We start from the raw sequence: 16,655 nt of genomic DNA, 5'->3' as shown, positions 1-16,655 counted from the left end.
GAACCATGTTGCGCCAACTCCTGATTTTGATCTGGTTGCTGTGTCTGTCGATGCCTGCTGCCGTCCATGCGCAGAACCTGCCCATGACGGTTGATTTGCGGCAGACATCTCAGTCCCCCAAGGGAGATGGACCACTGACCCTGGTCTGGCAATGCTCGGTTGCCTCGACAGGACTTCTGGAAGGCTATTTCCTGGTCACTGCCCACGATGGCGTTCAACAGTTTGGTCAGTATCGTTCGAATGATGTTGCGTTACACGCCGGTTTCCATGAAATCCCCATGATGCTGCCTCCGATGAAGGTGGACAACGCGTTTTCCAATGTCAGCTTACAGGTCAGTTTCGTTACAGCGGACAGAAAGTACGATCTGAAAAATGAGTTTCTACTCCGTGTCGGGCGTGTTTATGAACGCATGTTTGCTGTCGGCGTCTGTGATTCGTTTGACACCAGTCTCTCCCAGGCTGAAAAACGTCTGCTGGATGAACTTAAATTTGAAGCGATCAGTCCCTCCGATCCGTTACCCGTCGATCTGCGGCAAATTCTCAGAAAACACGGTCTGGATAATCGCGGCTATCTGACCAATCGCCCCTTATCTCTCAATATGCAGACATTCTCGATCTATGTAGGGCCGGCTGAGTTTCCCCAGCTTCCTTTAGATTGTCATCAATACGACATCCTGCTGATTACAGAGCAGGGGCTGGAAGCACTCGAATCACGGCATCTGCGGGCCATTCTGCAGTGGGTACGCTCGGGGGGCAGTCTGTGCGTGCTGGTAGGGGAGAATCCAAAGCCTTCACAGGTACAGTTTCTCAATCAGTTGTCAGATAATGCGGGAAGCACGCCCTTTGTGCTCAACTCCGCCGGAAAACTGGAGCAGGACGAAGCCCAGACCACCTGGTTTTTCCGAACCGGCTGGGGACGCTCTGTGATCGTGACGGCAGATGCGATCGCAAACGACTCGTTATCTGAAACGCACCGCAGACAGATTCCCTTTTTTCTCTGGAAACTGCGTCAGTCTCAACAGGACTATTACGCAGCAAATCAACGCTGGGACGAACAGCCGCTGATCAATGCCTATGTCGATCGGGCAAAGCAGAATCATAGTCGCTATGGAGAAGCTTATACTCCCGCCGAAATGTTCAATCTGAATTATCACCCTGTCAGCACGGGGGGCGCTGTTGTTTCCAGTCTGATGCCGGAACATCTCCGCATCGTGCCCGCATCGCTGATAATGTTGATTCTGATATGCTACGTCATCGTAATCGGGCCGGGAGAGTATTATGTTCTGGGCCGTTTCAACCTGAGACGCTTTACCTGGCTTACCTTCCCGCTGATCTCCGTCGGTTTTGCAGTGATCGCGTTTCTGATTTCGAATTTCTTCATGCAGACTTCGCACGAACGCAAATCAGTGATGATCATCGACCTGGATTCGCAGGGACGCCCCGTCAAGGAAAATCAGATCGAGTTGATCTTCACGGGCTCTTACCAGGATGTCGAAACCCCCATTAAATCCGGCTTGCTGACCTCGCTCAATCAACTGGAGCTGGGCATGGGGGAGAATTATTATCGTTATTCACGCGGGACGGACGCCGCTCTGGTTGGGCCGCCCTATTATGCGGGCTCCATTCCAACACAATATTCGGTTTTCCAGCGTATGCCGCAATGGACGCCGCAGCTCAATCGCATCGTCAATAATTACCCCCAGTCAGAACAGCCGTCTTTTAACTGGGCCTCGATTGACACAAAGCAGTTGGCCACCGTGCAGGGGCGAGAGCAATTGAAAAAACAGATTGAAGCAGAATTCGGTAATCAGGCTTTAGTGATGATCTACAACGGGACCTCTGCCGGAAAAGTGGCTAAATATCCCATGAATCACCGGCTGCAACATCCCTCACAGAACCAGACGCATTACCCGTCGAGATACCGACTCTTCAATACCGAGCAGTATCACAATGGAATCCATAACCATGTTCAGCAGAGTTTCATGGATGACCTGTGCGTACGCAATCAGGGAGGACTGTTCCAGATTGTCTCGCAGGTTTCTCCTTCCGGGGGAAACAACTACGAAGATCTGAGTATCCTGGACCCTTCCGCTCCCGACCAGTGGCTGGTTGTGATCTTTATTCCGGGAGAGACCCAGGACACGGTCTATCGTCAATTGTTGTTTTCCCCAAGCCGGCAGGCCGTACAAGCCCTCTGACAGAAGTGTGAATTGAATACTATGAGCATACAACCTCCAATGGTGGAAGTGAAAAATCTGTGGGTCCGCTATGGTAAATACGAAGCCGTCAAAGGGATTTCGTTTACGATTCCCAAAGGCGAAGTCTTCGGTTTCATCGGCCCCAACGGTGCCGGGAAGTCATCCACGATCAAAGTTCTGGCGACGCTGCAACGGGAGTATGAATGCGACGCAGTCAAAATCAACGGAGTTTCTGTGCATAAAGCACCGCATCTGATCCGCGAGATGATCGGCTACATGCCCGATTTCTTCGGCGTGTATGAAGACCTGACTGCCCGCGAGTATCTGCACTTTTTCGCCGCCGCCTATCGCATTAATCGCAGTCGACGCAAAGCAATTGTTGACGACGTGCTGGAATTGACCGATCTGACAGCGAAGATAGACTCGCCCGTTGACTCACTGTCGCGCGGAATGAAACAGCGACTGGCTCTGGCACGCGTCCTGCTGCACGATCCTGATCTGCTGCTGCTGGATGAACCAGCCAGTGGCCTGGATCCGCGGGCACGAATTGAAGTTCGCGAACTTCTGGTAGCCCTCAAAGAAATGGGGAAGACGATCATCATCTCCAGCCATATTCTGCACGAACTATCACAGCTTTGTACCAGTATCGGCATTATTGAGGCAGGTCAGTTTGTCACCCAGGGATCTCTGGATCAGATTTATAAACGACTTGAGCTCAGCCGGGTTGTTCACGTGCAGATTGTCGGTGAGATGAACGGGATCTGTCAGCAGATTGAACAATTCGAAGGAGTCAAGTCGGTTTCCGTGCAGGCGGACCGACTGGCAATTCAACTGCAGGAAGACCAGATGGCCGTCGATGAGTTGCATGCCCGACTGGCTGCGACGGGCGCCCGGATCCGCATGTTTCAGGCGGAAGCCATGGATATGGAAACGGTATTCATGAAGTTGACGGAGGGCAAGACGGCATGAAATCCAGAGGATTCCAACTCGGGCTTCCGCTGCTCTCCAAAGAGCTGACAGAACTGGCCAACCGCCGTAGAACTTACATCATCCGCACCATTTATGCGCTGCTGTTCCTCGGTTTTGTCGGTTTTATTTACATTGATCTGATGTCGGGACTTCAAAATAACCCGATGGCCATTCTGGGGCGGGGCCGCGATATCTTCGAGGCGATGATCTATCTGCAGTTTATCGCCATTTATCTCTTCCTGCCCGCGATTTCCTGTAGCGTGATCACCCACGAAAAAGAGCGCAACAGTCTGGGGCTGTTACTGATTACTCGACTGAGTCCCGGGACCATCATTCTCGAAAAGTACCTGGGGCGTTTAATTACGATGCTCACGTTTCTGACTCTGGGACTCCCGATTCTGGCTTTCGCCTATGCCCTGGGTGGGGTTTCGCCGGCGATGTTCATCAGCGGGATCTGGTTTCTGCTCATGACAATGCTGCAGGTCGCGGCTTTAGGCGTTCTCTGCTCCAGTTTCTTTCGCAGTACGGTTGGTGCCTTTATTGCGACCTATGTGTTTGGTTTTTTCATGCTGTTTGGGCCGATCATCGTCTACGAACTGAATCTGTTTTATTACCGGGAACTGTTTCACGTTTTTTCACAGGTGCTGCAAAATATACCGGCTTTGAGTAATCTGCTGGGAAACTGGGGACGCTCGTCTGAATTGAACCTGTTCCTGTTCGGCCCTTACCTGTTTGATCTGTGCTCCCGTACGACCGGTATCTCCGCGATCCTGGGACCACTCATTTTGAGTATTCCCATGCTGACAGTCACGCTGATGTTTCTGATCATGGCCCATTACTTTCTCGTGCGACGTGCCTTCCTGACGCCGCGAAATCTGCTGTTAAACATGTTCAGGAAGCTGGACTCGCAGTTCAGTAAAATTAATGACAATCGCGTGACACGGGGAATCGTACTGGTGCAGGATGATGTAAAGCTGCCCGAGGATGATCCCATTGCCTGGCGGGAAACCTCCAAGAAATCACTGGGCACGTTTCGTTACCTGTTTCGCATCCTGGTTGCGCTGGAAGTCCCCATTCTGTTTTTGTGTATCTTAATTGCCACCGGTAGTCCGGAACCGGTGGTTCCCGGGGCGGTCATGTTGCTGTGGGGTGTCTGGATTCTGACGACGCTGCTGCTCGCAGTTTCAGCGACCAGTCTGATTGCAGGGGAGCGTTCTCACGAAACACTCGATGTCCTGCTCACGGCGCCTCTCTCGGGGAGAGAAATTCTGAGACAAAAAATCGCCGGCGTCAGAAGGCTCTGCCTGGTGCTGTTGATTCCCCTGTTGACCATCGTGTTGTTTGAAACCTGGTGGAAAATGGAGTATCACCTGGCCGGCTATTCCATAAACTTTTACCGACACACCAATTACTCGACACGCTGGTTCGCTTACTTTACCGGTTCGATGCTGACGATTTCGATCTACCTGCCGATGTTGATTTATCTGTTCTGCTGGATCGGGATGAAAATCAAATCCCAGACGAAAGCCATCCTGACGGCTCTGGGGGGCGTCATTCTCTGGTGTTTGTCACCGTTCATCCTGGCGTTTCCACTTTTTGTATTAAATCCCTCAATGAATGAAGACTCCGTGATCTACGGCGTTCTACTGGGACCGGCTTCTTTTATCGTGGTGAATGAAATCGCTGAATTTCGTGAATTCGGTTCGATCTGGATTCCTCTCATCCTTAATTCCCTGATCTATGGCTGCCTATGTTTCTGGTTTCGCCACTTGTGTCTCGGGCACATTGATGAGAGACTGGGGCGGTTGGGGGACACGCCTGAACAGGATTATGTTCCTCCCGCACCACCGAGTGAATCGAAACCAGTATTGAGTTCTTCCCTGGAAGGATAGAATGTGACGAGGATGTTTCGAACGTATCTAAACTACAAAATCATTAACCAGCTGCTGCTGCTCTTCATGCTGTTGATGTTGCCTTCCGCTGTCTATGCGATTGATGTCGAGGAGACTATCTGGGGATTCAATAACCAACCAGTTCGGGGAAAATTTGTCCCGCTCTCTCTGCGTTTAAGCAATAATACGCCCGAGGTCTTCGACGAAGCAGTCCAGTTAAACCGTCAGCAGTTTAATGGAACGAAAGTCGGCGCGCCACTGTATAAAAAAGTCTATCTGCCGCCTTACAGCTCCCAGTGGGTCCAGTTCTACCCGTATATCGTCGATGGTCAGGATGAAGACTGGAGTCTGAACTGGGGCCCCGGATTTGTACAATATCGCAGCGTCAAACGAACCGGAGGTACCGTCACCACGACCGGGCCTCTGCGGATTATCATCGCCGGAAGCGATGGCCTCCTCCAGGGGGGAGCCAGCTTTAAGAAATACCCAGAAGACCTGTTTCCTCCGTTTGTGACCGCGACGGATTCATTGGATGAAGTCATTCTGGGTCATGTGCCGCGCTGGGATGTGGCCCGTCGAGTCTCGTTCATGGACTGGCTGGAGCAGGGGGGCGTTCTGCATCTGCTTCCCGCCCCCAGTGGGGAGAGTTTGAAATTTACATCGACGCTAGCCCCACTGAATGCCCCCTTCGATCATTTTCGCGTCGGTGCGGGACTGGTGATCCGCCACGATACGAAGTTGAATCAACTGAAGGCGACGACTCTTGATGAACGAATCCAGGCCGTCCGCGACAGCGAGGCAAAGTCCTTAGGCATTTATGCTGCTGCTCCCCTGGCGAATGAGTCCCAGTCCAGCGGAGAGAACGATGATCCTTACCAGTATGGGGACATCAACTCTGGGTTTCTCTACCAGTTATCCGAACTGACCCGCCCCACTCATAACTGGGCGGTAATTTATATTATGACGTTATTCTATATATTTCTGATCTTTCCCGGCTGTTATCTGTTCCAGCATCGAAAAAATATGATGCGGTATCGCAATTCTCTCCTGTTTCTACTCTGTACCGTAAGCGTATTCAGCATCATCTTCTGGACCATCGGGAAGCGCGGTTACGGTGAGAAAACCACAATCAACAGCCTGCTGCTCGCGAAACCACTCCCTGACAATCAACTGGACCTGAGCTGTTGGATGAACTGTTTCGTCACTGAGGGGGACGATTACCAGTTTACAGAAGACGGTGAAGGCGCCATTTTTTCAACAGCGCAAGTGATCGAACGGGTTCGTGGCGGGATTTTCAATGGCAACGACGGCAGGTTCGTCTCCGACATTCCTCCCTTTTCGAGCCGCCGAATGATGTACCGGATCAAAGCTCCCTATACGTCCCCCCGGTTTTCGGTGCAGGATTATGAAATCGACATGGAAAACGGGAACGTGATTCTCAAACAGCTGACCCTCAAGTCAGAAACGCCACTTCCCCCCGGGCTGAATCACCGGCAACTCATCCTCGGAAAATACGTCTACGACCTGATTCCCTCTTCCGGTGAAAATCCGAGCGAATTATCGTTAGGCAAAAGCCGAGAGCTGCTTTCAGCCTGGAACAGACACCTCGATTCGGATCTGCTGTATGCTTCACGGCTCAGAACTGCAAATTCGGATGAAGATATTGAGCAGGTCTATGACGGATTGCGTACGCACTTGATATTAAAAGATCTCGGTCTGCTCAGTTCCGAAAAATTGCAACAGTACCAGGGTAACTCATCTCGCCTGCAGCTCTTTCTGTACGGCGAGATTCCGGAAACACTCAAAGTAAAAACCAACGTGCAGGGAACCCAGCAGGGACGTATTCTCTTCGCCTATAATCTCGCCTTACCCGAGAAAAAGAATCTGACCAATGATAAATGACCAACAGAATCATCCGCCTGTCATCAATATTGAGAATGTCTCGCATTCCTTCAAAGGGCATCGTGCACTTCAGGGAATCAGTTTTCAGGTTCACCCACAATCCCTGCATGGTTTCGTAGGGCCGAATGGTGCCGGCAAGACGACGACACTCAAAATCATCTGTACGCTGCTGCAACCTCAGGCAGGCAAAGTCGCCGTTTTTGGGCATGACGTGCGTACCGCCGTCAAAGAGATTCGGCGGCGAATCGGTTTCATGCCCGATCATTTCAGTACTTACCGACAGATGACTGTCTTCGAATATCTGGACTTCTTTGGGGCTGCTTATGGCTTAAAGCAGGAACAGCGCGACCAGGTCATCAATGATGTGCTGACGTTAACAGACATGGATGGCCGCAGAGATTCGCTGATCAGTGGACTGTCGCGGGGTATGCAGCAGCGGGTGAGTCTGGCGCGGGTGCTGGTGAATGATCCCGACTTGCTGTTGTTAGACGAACCTGCTTCCGGCCTGGATCCTCGTGCCCGGATTGAGTTAATGGAAATTCTCCAGGAACTGAAGCGAATGGGCAAAACGATTTTCATCAGTTCACATATCCTCAGTGAGCTCGCTGAGTTGTGCGACAGTGTAACCATTATTGACCGAGGATTGATTAAATACAGCGGATCCATGGATGGTCTGCTGAATTATGAACAGGAACATCCCGTCTATAAAATCACCCTTGAATCGGAACCGGATGCAATCATCGCAGCTCTGGCAAATGAACCCGGAATCGTCAGTGTCGAAAAGACACCCAAGCCACGGGAAATGCGGGTGACCTTTGATATGACGATCCTCAATTCCAGTGCGCTGCTTTCTAAAATCATCGCACTCAATGGAGTCATTGATTCCTTCCAGCGCGACAAGAAGCACTTGAACCAGGCGTTTCTGGATCTCACAGAGCAGGGGGTACGCTGATGTTTCAGGGAACCTTTGCGCTGTTTCACCGTGCGTTGGCAGTCGACTTTCGTCTGATGCGCACACACCTGTTTCGCTTCCTGTTTGCGATTCTGATCCTGTTCTGCCTCTTCTCTGCCCAGATGAGCAGTTCCCTGATGGGGGCTGCTGGTCTGGCTTTGTTCGGACAGATCGTCTATCTGAATTTTGTGTTTATCCTGATTGCAGGCATCAGCTTCTTCGCAACAGCGATCACCGAAGAAAAGGAAGAAGAGACCATCGGGCTGCTATTGATGGCAGGGGTTAACCCGGTCTCACTGTTGCTGGGAAAAATGCTGCCCCGCCTGATTGCCGCCCTGTTACTGCTCTCGATTCAGTTCCCGTTTACCTTACTCGCAATCACGCTCGGCGGTGTAATGTTCTCGCAGGTCCTTGCCGCCTATATCGCGCTCGCAGCCTTCCTGTTTCTGGTCGCGAACCTGGGCCTGTTGTGTTCTGTGATCAGCGCACGTTCGCGGACGGCTTCCACCCTGGTCTTTATCGGCCTGGTTACGTACTTTCTGGGTGTCCCTCTGTTTGAACTGCTACGAACTGCGGCCATCAATGAAAACTGGATCTCCGGAAATTTCTTCCCTGTGAAAGTCGCGGGGATTATTCTCGAATGGATCTACGATTCCTCAGTGATCAAACAGGTTACGACCATCCTGTCGACCGGCTTCAACGAGACGGCCTGGGGATACCAGTTCTGGAGCAATTTGTTGTTTGGACTGTTCCTGTTTGGTGTGGCGAACTGGTTGTTCACCCGCTTTGCGTTGCTCGAACAGTCTTCTACTCCCGAACGCAGACTCGTCGCGAAAAAGAAACGCAGTATGTTTTCGCCGGGGCGTGCCTGGCCTCAGGCACTGATGTGGAAAGACTTCTTTTTTGTCCACGGCGGCTATGGTATGAGCCTGATCAAATTCATTGCCTACGGAATGGCTTTGTTCTCTCTCTGTACTTTTTTTGGTTATACCACGCGTAGCTATTCCATCCAGGAAATCGGAATGACGATGTTCTGGACCATGTTGATTGTCATTCTGATTGAAATCAGCCTGATCTCGGCGCGGATCTTTCATGTGGAAATCCAGTGGAAAACGCTGGTCTCCACGGCGATGCTCCCTGAGTCGATGGCGAAGATAGCATATACGAAAGTGCTGGGATCTCTGCTGAGTATCCTGCCGGCCTTCTTCTATCTGTCATTGGGTGTGTTGTTCAGCCTCAGAGAAATGCGTTACGATTCCGGCCTGGTCTTTGCCGAACCCGGGTTCTGGATGATGTGTACCGAGATCCTGTTTTTCTGGCATCTGACGGCTTTTCTGTCCACCTATATTAAATGGGGTGCATTGCCCCTTTCGTTCTTCATCATGTGGATGGGTAACACCTTTTTCTTCGTTTCAGTCAGTTTACTTTCCCTGGGAACAGGGGCGCCTGATATGGATGGACTTTCCGTCGCGTTAACGTTTATGATGATGATTGGTATTGTTGCTTTTCATTATCTGATCAAAGAACGTTTGGTCCATCTGGCTTCACAATAAACTGTTCCTTTTACCTGCTGAAACAGAGGTTCTTATGCACTCACCCATCAGTCGTCGAAACATGCTGCAGACATCAGGCGTGCTGGCAGCAACTGCGCTCGGGCTTTCGGCGGCCCATGCTTCTTCTTCCAAAACACTTAAGGGAAATATCAATCAGTCAGTCGTTCACTGGTGCTTCAAGAAGTACTGGGACATCGACAAAACGGCCCAGGTCGCCAGTCAGCTGGGAATCAAAAGTGTAGAACTGACGCCAGCCGAGAACTGGAAGACACTCCAGAAACATGGTTTAACCTGTGCGATCGCATCCAGCCATGGATTCAAAGTCGGATTCAACAACCCGGATAACTGGGATCAATGTATTGAAATTCTGCGTAAGCGAATCGATGAATGTGCCGCGGGCGGTGTCAAAAATGTGATCACTTTCACCGGTATGCGGGACGGTATCAGCGATGATGAAGGAGCGAAGAACTGCGTTGCCGGCTTGAAAAAGATCATCGGTTATGCCGAGAAGAATAATGTGAATCTCTGCCTGGAAATGCTGAATTCACGGGACAGCAGCCATCCCATGAAAGGGCATCCCGGTTATCATGGGGATCATACAGATTACTGTATTGATATCATCAAGCAGGTCGGTTCAGACCGAATGAAGCTGCTGTTTGATATCTACCATGTCCAGATCATGGACGGGGACGTGATCCGTCGCCTGCACGAACATAAGGACTACATCGGTCACGTGCACACAGCCGGGAATCCGGGGCGTGGCGAACTGGATATGAAACAGGAAATCAATTATCCGCCAATCATGCAGGCGCTGCTCGATATTGGCTATCAGGGGTTTGTCGGACAGGAATTCATTCCAACGCGCGATCCTTACGAGGGCCTGAAAGAAGCCGTCATTCTATGTGACGTCTAAGCAATTCAGTTGCAGAAAACAAAAAACGGCTGGGAAGGAAATCATGTTTCTTCCCAGCCGTTTTGCTTTGAATTACGGTGAATACCGTTCTCAGGCAGTCAGTTCCTGAATGACAAGGTCGCCCATCTCACTGGTCGAAATGCTCTTACCACCGGCGGCAATATCTGCAGTGCGATGTCCTGCAGCCACAACCCGGGCAACAGCCTCTTCGACGGCAGCAGCTTCCGTTTCCAGGTTGAGTGAATGTCGCAGCAGCATGGCGGTAGCCAGAATCGTCGCCAGCGGGTTCGCAATCCCTTTGCCGGCGATATCCGGTGCGGAACCATGAATCGGCTCGTACAGGCCGGGGCCATCGGAGCCCAGTGATGCAGAGGGGAGCAGTCCCAGCGAACCGGGCAGCATCGATCCTTCGTCAGTAAGGATGTCGCCAAACATGTTTCCAGTGACGACAACATCAAAATCGGAAGGTCGCGAGATCAGGTGCATGGCCATTGCATCGACGAGAACCACTTCGTATTCGATATCCGGAAACTCGTTCTTGATCACGTCGGCGGCAACCTGACGCCAGAGACGAGAGACTTCCAGCACGTTCGCTTTGTCGACGGAGGTCAGCTTACCCCGCCGATTACGGGCCGATTCTGCAGCCAGGCGGACGATACGGGCGATTTCCGACGTTGTGTAGGTCATCATGCTGTATGCTTTTTCGCCATCTGGAGATTCCATGCGGCCAGACTCACCAAAGTAAATCCCGCCGGTTAGTTCACGGAAAAAGAGGATATCGGTGCCTTCGATAATTTCCCGTTTGAGCGGTGAAGCGTCGAGCAACTCACTGTAAGGCTTAATCGGACGCAGATTCGCGAACAGCCCCAGTTCCTTACGAATTTTCAGCAAACCAGCTTCGGGACGTGTTTTCGCGGTTGGATCGTCCCATTTAGGACCACCGACGGCTCCCAGGAGGATCGCCTGTGAGGCCTGGCAGGTCTCCAGAGTCTGTGGAGGCAGCGGATCGCCGAAATCATCGATGGCATTGCCGCCCATCGGGCAGGAGGGAGTTTCGAACTGGTGGCCATACTTATCGGCAACCGTATCAATAACTCGCTTGGCCTGTGCAACAATTTCCGGCCCGATACCATCGCCGGGTAATAGGGTAATCCGAGCTTCCACGGTACTTTCCTCACTAGATCTTAAATTTTTCAGCAAACGATAGATAAATCATACGGAAGAGTCAATTTAGCGACTGAACAGTGAAAACTCCAGTCGTGGCTCAGGCGATTTTTTATGGATCCCGGTCACGATGCAGTTTTGCGGTTGGAAGGCGCCAGAAACAGAATGTACACCCCATTGGTGATCGCTATGACTGTCATAATCGGACAGCTGTTATTATCCGAAACTGTTGAATTCCTATAGAAAATCAAGTGAAAAGAGCAAGTTACCGATAGAGAAAGATAAGAACCCGCTGTTTTTGCAGAGTGGGTCGTTATTTGATTTACTTCGTCGATTCGCATTCACAGCCCCCAAGACTGGTCAGGAAGGTTTTTTGGAAAGGGGCTTACGCTCAGGAGGAGCTAGCGAAATAGTAATCGATGTATGCTACAGGACAGGGACATCGCATGTTTCGCTCATCATTTTTTGCTGCCGGCTTGTTTGTACTGCTGACGGGTACGTCATTTCTGTTTGTGGACAAGATGGTCCTCTCACACAAAGTGACGGTGGAAGAAGAACCAGAGCCCGTTCGCGAACCTGAGTTCCGTGGATTTCTGGGGATGACCTCACTGAATGAGGATCAGCAGGAAGAACTGAATCCCCCTGACTGGGCTGCCTTCAGCCTGATGTCGATCGGTGCAGTCACCATGCTTTACGCAGTTGCATTGCCCAAAAAAAACAAATAATCTCCGACTGACCTCAGAGATATCAGATCAACAGCGATGAACGTACCTGGTTCATCGCTGTTTTCGTTTCAGGATTCCAGTCGCATGGTCGACCACAGACTCGGGTCCTGGCCAAAGGGAAATTCCTGGTTGATCGTCATGAATTGCTCACCCAGTTCCGAATCAAAGATCTTATAGTAAAAACCGAGCTGTGGATAAGCGGCAGGATCGTAACCGTTGAGCGTTTCCGCAGGCAGCCAGGCCTCCAGTTCGTAGCCGTTGTTTTTGAGCTCCGACCAGAGTTTGATCTGAGAGAGGTCCGACTGCGGGGCGTCTGACTGGGCGCGATTGATTGTCATCTGCGTGCAGAGCGGCTGTTTCCGGGTATTTCCACAGGCCTGGAGCTGAAACAGGTGACAGTACCGGTTGGCCCGATGAATGTTTTTGGTATCGCGTGTGTCAATCCAGACCTGAAAGGTCTCTGCGGGAGTCGTGGGATGCTGTTTCGAATCCACTTTCAGACTGATTCCCAGTCCCTCGTTATTCCAGGCCAGCTTGACCGTTCCCCATTTTGAGGCATCCTGCTGAAACGTCAGATCGGGCAGGGTACAGGCAGCGGGCAGTTTGAGCAGCCGTCCCTTCTGATGGGGAATCTTTTTGACTTCCTGCAGCGTGATCGCGTGGCGAAAGTAAAAGGAATGTGGAATGATCGACATAAGCTTTAAGGTCCTGAACTTTTAATATTCTCAACAGCGATTAAAATCATATCAGTTGCCTGTCACCCCATCCAGCGTTGTCCCCGTTCTTTCCCAGCTGTTTTTTCATTGAAACCAGCCGGGATTCAGAAAGCCTTCTATGCCCAGCCAGTCGATGCAAGCCATTCAGATTCATGGAGCTCGCTGCCATAATCTGAAAAATATCGACGTTACATTTCCACACCAGAAGCTGACCGTGGTGACTGGAGTGAGCGGTAGTGGCAAAAGCAGCCTGGTGTTTGACACCGTGCACAGCGAAGGTCAGCGGCGCTTTCTGGAAAACCTCTCACCGGCCACCCGTCAATTACTCAGCCAGATGACGCCTCCTGATGTGGACCAGATCACAGGATTGCCTCCCACAATCAGTATTGAACAGACTCCGCGCACCCAGTCGAAACGCAGCACACTGGCGACGCTGACCGAGGTCTACGATTTTTTTCGCATCCTTTATGCCCAAGTGGGAATCGTACATTGCACGCGTTGTGGGCAACCCTTGCACCAGCAGTCGGCCGAACAGATCGTCGATCTGATACTGGCACTGGAAGATCGCCAGAAGGTCATGATTCTCGCGCCGGTGGTCAGCGGTAAGAAGGGGCAGCACACCGCACTCCTGGAGAAGATTGTCAAAGAAGGGTTTGTGCGCGCACGCATTGACGGAGAGATTCTGGATGTCACACAGGCTCCCTCTCTCAACGAGCAGACGGACCACGATATTGAAATTGTGATCGACCGGATTATCGTAAAAGACGGGATTGAGGCCCGTCTTAAGGAATCAGTCGATCTGGCTCTTAAGCATGGCAATGGCGCCTGTTATGTAACCCATCAGACACCGGATGGCTGGTCGGACCGTTATCTGAGCACCCGCCTGGCCTGTGGGGCCTGTAATCTGAGTTTCCCGGATCCCGAACCCCGCACCTTCAGCTTTAACAGCCCCTACGGAGCCTGTCCCGTCTGTGATGGACTGGGGGTGATTGAAGCGGACGATGATGAGCAAACGGTCTCCGTTTGCCCTGACTGCCAGGGAGGGCGACTGAATATTTATCCCCGCTCCATTTTTCTCCACCAGACCTCCCTTGTCCAGCTGATGCGAATGACACCCTCAGGCATCACCGCCTGGCTGAGTGAGTGGGAGTCTCAGGATCTCGAACAGTCCGGTGCCCGAAATCGGGAAATTGCCAGCCAGTTGGTGCCGCCGATCCGGAGTCGTTTGCAGTATCTGGAGGAAATCGGCCTGGGCTACCTGCAGATGTCCCGGCCTGTCCGAACGCTTTCGGGGGGAGAGCTGCAACGGGCGCGACTGGCGGCCTGTCTGGGGAGCGAGACAACCGGCGCCTGTTATATTCTCGACGAGCCGACGGCCGGCTTACATGCAAAAGAGACGGAAAAACTCCTGACCATTCTGAATCGACTTAAGCAGAATGGTAATACCGTGATTGTGGTGGAACACGATCTGGACCTGATCAAAGCCGGTGATCTGATTCTCGACCTGGGGCCGGGAGCAGGGGAGGCGGGAGGCGAAGTCGTCGCCGCGGGGTCTTACGAGGAAGTGGTCCGGAATGAAGAATCGTTTACCGCCCGGGCACTCCGCCACGCAGCTCACTTTCCAGACACGCTGACAAGTCCCCCGTCAGACGCGAAAATCAGCCTGACCGGGGCCCGGCTGCATAATCTGAAAAACGTCACACTCAAACTTCCCCTCGGACAACTCGTCTGTGTCACCGGCGTCAGTGGATGCGGGAAAAGTACGCTGATCATGGAAACCCTGCTGCCGGCTCTGAAGGCAGAATTACGAAAGCAGCAGGTTCAGAACAAAGCATACGATTCCCTGGAAGGAGTCGCACACCTGCAACAGGTGAAGACCATTGATCAGACTCCCATTGGTCGCAGCGGCCGTTCTAATCCGGCGACGTTTTGTGGAATCTGGGATGAAGTCCGCAAATTGTATTCGCGCACAAAGACAGCGCGATTGCGGGGATACACGGCGAGCCGGTTCAGCTTCAATTCAAAACAGGGACGCTGCACGGCCTGTCAGGGACAAGGGTACCGGCGTGTTGATCTGCAGTTCCTGCCTTCCCTGTATCTGCCCTGTGAGTTGTGTGACACGCGGCGTTTTAACCGGCAGACACTGGCCGTCAAGTATCGTGACAAAAGTGTGAGCGATCTGCTGGACATGTCCATAGCGGAGGCGGCACAGTTTCTGGAGGCGATTCCCAAGATCAGTGATGTGCTTAATGTACTGGTTGAACTGGGACTGGGCTATCTGGCACTGGGACAGCCGGCCAACATGCTTTCCGGCGGTGAAGCTCAGCGATTGAAACTGGCGAAAGAACTCATCACCCGCACGCCGGGACAAACGCTGTTTGTGCTCGATGAACCGACACGCGGGCTGCATGTGCATGACATTGAACAATTGATGCAGGTATTACGACGACTGGTTGGAGCAGGTCATTCGGTCCTGTTTATCGAACATCAGGCTCAGGCAATGATCCAGGCTGACTGGATCATTGAACTGGGACCGACGGGAGGCGAAGCCGGTGGTTACCTGCTCGATGCCGGCACTCCCCGGGATGTGGCCCAGCGAAAAGCAGGGGCGACCGGCGAAATGCTGTCTGAACTTCTGTCGCGATAAACGGGTTCGAACAGTTTTAGAAAAAGTTCGTAGTACAGTCCTGAAATCATCGCGACAGGAAACTATAATTCTCTCCCGCAGCGTTCCATACAGACCAATATCGCTGTGAGAACGAAATTCCCGGCTCTTAAGCACAGTTACAGAAACGTCATGAAATTATTTAACGAATACGGTATCTCCTTTGAATATCCCGATGACTGGGAGCTCGCCAAACAGGTCGATGAGGAGCACGGAGAAATCCAGATCAGCGTCAGTAGTGAGGAATCATCCTTCTGGTTGATCTCACTCTACATGGTTGATATCCCCCCTGAGGAATTACTCAACCGTTCACTGGAAGTCTTTCGGGAAGAATACGAAGAAGTCGATGTCTATAAAACTGACGTTAAGCTGGCCGGGAAAACCTGCCTGGCACGCGATCTGGAATTTGTCTGTTCTGAACTGATTAACAGCGCCTTTCTCCGCGTATTCGAGACGGATCTGTTTACGGCATTCGTGCTCTATCAGGGAACAGATCAGGAACTCGCCAAAACTCGGAAAGATCTGGAAGCAATTTCAGCCAGCCTGGATGTGTTTGATAGCGGCTATGAGGGCTATCTGGACATCGTCTAGGGATCACCGAAATCCGTTCCGACTCTCCATGCGATATCCTCAGAATTATTCACGAATCCCGGTGGAATCCCCGTCGATTTTACGTTTTTTCTGATGAGGTATTGTAGATCGAACTCCTAATCTGGATAATGTGACTGACGTTCTATAACCGTAATCGACACGTTTACAGTTCAGGAGCAGGCTGATGTCAGTGGAAATTGAGTCGCACCAGGTCGAGAGCATCGGAGTCGTTGCAGGCCTCGTCTGGCAATATTTGAGCGAGAATGAGCCGGTTACATTAAGCAAATTGTCTCGTGAAATAGATGCTCCCCGCGATCTGGTAATGCAGGCCGTAGGCTGGTTGGGCCGTGAAGGAAAAATTAGCTTTCATAAAGGCTCTCGCAGCAAACTCATTTCTCTGAAGGAAGAATAGCAG

Annotated in this window: 13 protein-coding genes; 11 read left to right on the top strand and 2 right to left on the bottom strand. The window is 51.7% G+C overall.

Annotation, left to right across the window (positions count from 1 at the left end):
* The first annotated feature begins 5 nt into the window (after positions 1-5).
* From HG66A1_RS14845 to HG66A1_RS14815, 7 genes are read left to right on the top strand one after another with little or no spacing between them, the layout of a single operon-like run.
* A complete protein-coding gene (locus HG66A1_RS14845; protein ID WP_145185311.1) occupies positions 6-2,198 on the top strand; it encodes a hypothetical protein in 2,193 nt (730 codons plus the stop codon).
* Positions 2,199-2,219: 21 nt separating this feature from the next.
* Entirely contained in the window at positions 2,220-3,167 is a 948-nt protein-coding gene (locus HG66A1_RS14840) for an ABC transporter ATP-binding protein (RefSeq protein WP_145185308.1), read from the top strand.
* Positions 3,164-5,059: an ABC transporter permease gene (locus tag HG66A1_RS14835; protein ID WP_145185306.1), complete on the top strand. Its 1,896-nt coding sequence runs from the start codon at positions 3,164-3,166 to the stop codon at positions 5,057-5,059. Before HG66A1_RS14840 ends, HG66A1_RS14835 begins: the two co-directional genes overlap by 4 nt.
* A gap of 12 nt (positions 5,060-5,071) precedes the next feature.
* Positions 5,072-6,961, top strand: a complete 1,890-nt coding sequence (locus HG66A1_RS14830) for a hypothetical protein (protein ID WP_145185304.1) — start codon at positions 5,072-5,074, stop codon at positions 6,959-6,961.
* Complete coding sequence (locus HG66A1_RS14825; RefSeq protein ID WP_145185298.1) at positions 6,951-7,913, top strand: ABC transporter ATP-binding protein; 963 nt, start codon at positions 6,951-6,953, stop codon at positions 7,911-7,913. Before HG66A1_RS14830 ends, HG66A1_RS14825 begins: the two co-directional genes overlap by 11 nt.
* A complete protein-coding gene (locus tag HG66A1_RS14820) occupies positions 7,913-9,466 on the top strand; it encodes an ABC transporter permease subunit (protein WP_145185295.1) in 1,554 nt (517 codons plus the stop codon). The genes HG66A1_RS14825 and HG66A1_RS14820 overlap by 1 nt, the downstream gene beginning before the upstream one ends.
* Positions 9,467-9,500: 34 nt before the next feature.
* The gene (locus HG66A1_RS14815) at positions 9,501-10,379 is read left to right on the top strand and encodes a hydroxypyruvate isomerase family protein (RefSeq protein WP_145185293.1); all 879 of its coding nucleotides are present in this window, start codon (positions 9,501-9,503) and stop codon (positions 10,377-10,379) included.
* A 90-nt stretch (positions 10,380-10,469) separates the two neighbouring features.
* On the opposite strand, the gene leuB is transcribed toward HG66A1_RS14815, so the two are convergent.
* Entirely contained in the window at positions 10,470-11,543 is a 1,074-nt protein-coding gene (leuB, locus tag HG66A1_RS14810) for a 3-isopropylmalate dehydrogenase (RefSeq protein ID WP_145041252.1), read from the bottom strand.
* Positions 11,544-11,989: 446 nt separating this feature from the next.
* Between leuB and HG66A1_RS14805 the strand changes: the two genes are divergently transcribed.
* Positions 11,990-12,268, top strand: coding sequence for a hypothetical protein (locus HG66A1_RS14805; protein ID WP_145185291.1), 279 nt, complete (start codon positions 11,990-11,992; stop codon positions 12,266-12,268).
* Between the two features lie 68 nt (positions 12,269-12,336).
* Here the strand turns inward: HG66A1_RS14805 and HG66A1_RS14800 are convergent, their stop codons facing one another.
* Entirely contained in the window at positions 12,337-12,963 is a 627-nt protein-coding gene (locus HG66A1_RS14800) for a hypothetical protein (RefSeq protein WP_145185289.1), read from the bottom strand.
* 139 nt (positions 12,964-13,102) lie between these two features.
* On the opposite strand from HG66A1_RS14800, the gene HG66A1_RS14795 reads away from it, so the two are divergent.
* The 3 genes from HG66A1_RS14795 to HG66A1_RS14785 all read left to right on the top strand — a co-directional run bounded on the left by HG66A1_RS14795 (position 13,103) and on the right by HG66A1_RS14785 (position 16,652).
* The gene (locus HG66A1_RS14795) at positions 13,103-15,631 is read left to right on the top strand and encodes an excinuclease ABC subunit UvrA (protein WP_145185286.1); all 2,529 of its coding nucleotides are present in this window, start codon (positions 13,103-13,105) and stop codon (positions 15,629-15,631) included.
* Positions 15,632-15,781: 150 nt separating this feature from the next.
* Complete coding sequence (locus tag HG66A1_RS14790; protein ID WP_145185283.1) at positions 15,782-16,240, top strand: hypothetical protein; 459 nt, start codon at positions 15,782-15,784, stop codon at positions 16,238-16,240.
* 184 nt (positions 16,241-16,424) lie between these two features.
* Positions 16,425-16,652: a winged helix-turn-helix domain-containing protein gene (locus tag HG66A1_RS14785; protein ID WP_145185280.1), complete on the top strand. Its 228-nt coding sequence runs from the start codon at positions 16,425-16,427 to the stop codon at positions 16,650-16,652.
* Positions 16,653-16,655: the final 3 nt, after the last annotated feature.

This window comes from Gimesia chilikensis (assembly GCF_007744075.1).
Taxonomy (GTDB): Bacteria; Planctomycetota; Planctomycetia; order Planctomycetales; family Planctomycetaceae; genus Gimesia; species Gimesia chilikensis_A.
Note: the sequence above shows the minus strand (reverse complement) of the source record. Positions and strands in the feature narration are given on the sequence as shown.

Bases quoted from the DNA above. Each gene is read 5' to 3' on its own strand.
- HG66A1_RS14795 (WP_145185286.1), top strand. From the start codon at position 13,103: ATGCCCAGCCAGTCGATGCAAGCCATTCAGATTCATGGAGCTCGCTGC.
- HG66A1_RS14790 (WP_145185283.1), top strand. From the start codon at position 15,782: ATGAAATTATTTAACGAATACGGTATCTCCTTTGAATATCCCGATGAC.
- HG66A1_RS14825 (WP_145185298.1), top strand. From the start codon at position 6,951: ATGATAAATGACCAACAGAATCATCCGCCTGTCATCAATATTGAGAAT.
- HG66A1_RS14805 (WP_145185291.1), top strand. From the start codon at position 11,990: ATGTTTCGCTCATCATTTTTTGCTGCCGGCTTGTTTGTACTGCTGACG.
- HG66A1_RS14845 (WP_145185311.1), top strand. From the start codon at position 6: ATGTTGCGCCAACTCCTGATTTTGATCTGGTTGCTGTGTCTGTCGATG.
- HG66A1_RS14785 (WP_145185280.1), top strand. From the start codon at position 16,425: ATGTCAGTGGAAATTGAGTCGCACCAGGTCGAGAGCATCGGAGTCGTT.
- HG66A1_RS14840 (WP_145185308.1), top strand. From the start codon at position 2,220: ATGAGCATACAACCTCCAATGGTGGAAGTGAAAAATCTGTGGGTCCGC.
- HG66A1_RS14835 (WP_145185306.1), top strand. From the start codon at position 3,164: ATGAAATCCAGAGGATTCCAACTCGGGCTTCCGCTGCTCTCCAAAGAG.
- HG66A1_RS14820 (WP_145185295.1), top strand. From the start codon at position 7,913: ATGTTTCAGGGAACCTTTGCGCTGTTTCACCGTGCGTTGGCAGTCGAC.
- HG66A1_RS14800 (WP_145185289.1), bottom strand. From the start codon at position 12,963: ATGTCGATCATTCCACATTCCTTTTACTTTCGCCACGCGATCACGCTG.
- HG66A1_RS14815 (WP_145185293.1), top strand. From the start codon at position 9,501: ATGCACTCACCCATCAGTCGTCGAAACATGCTGCAGACATCAGGCGTG.
- HG66A1_RS14830 (WP_145185304.1), top strand. From the start codon at position 5,072: ATGTTTCGAACGTATCTAAACTACAAAATCATTAACCAGCTGCTGCTG.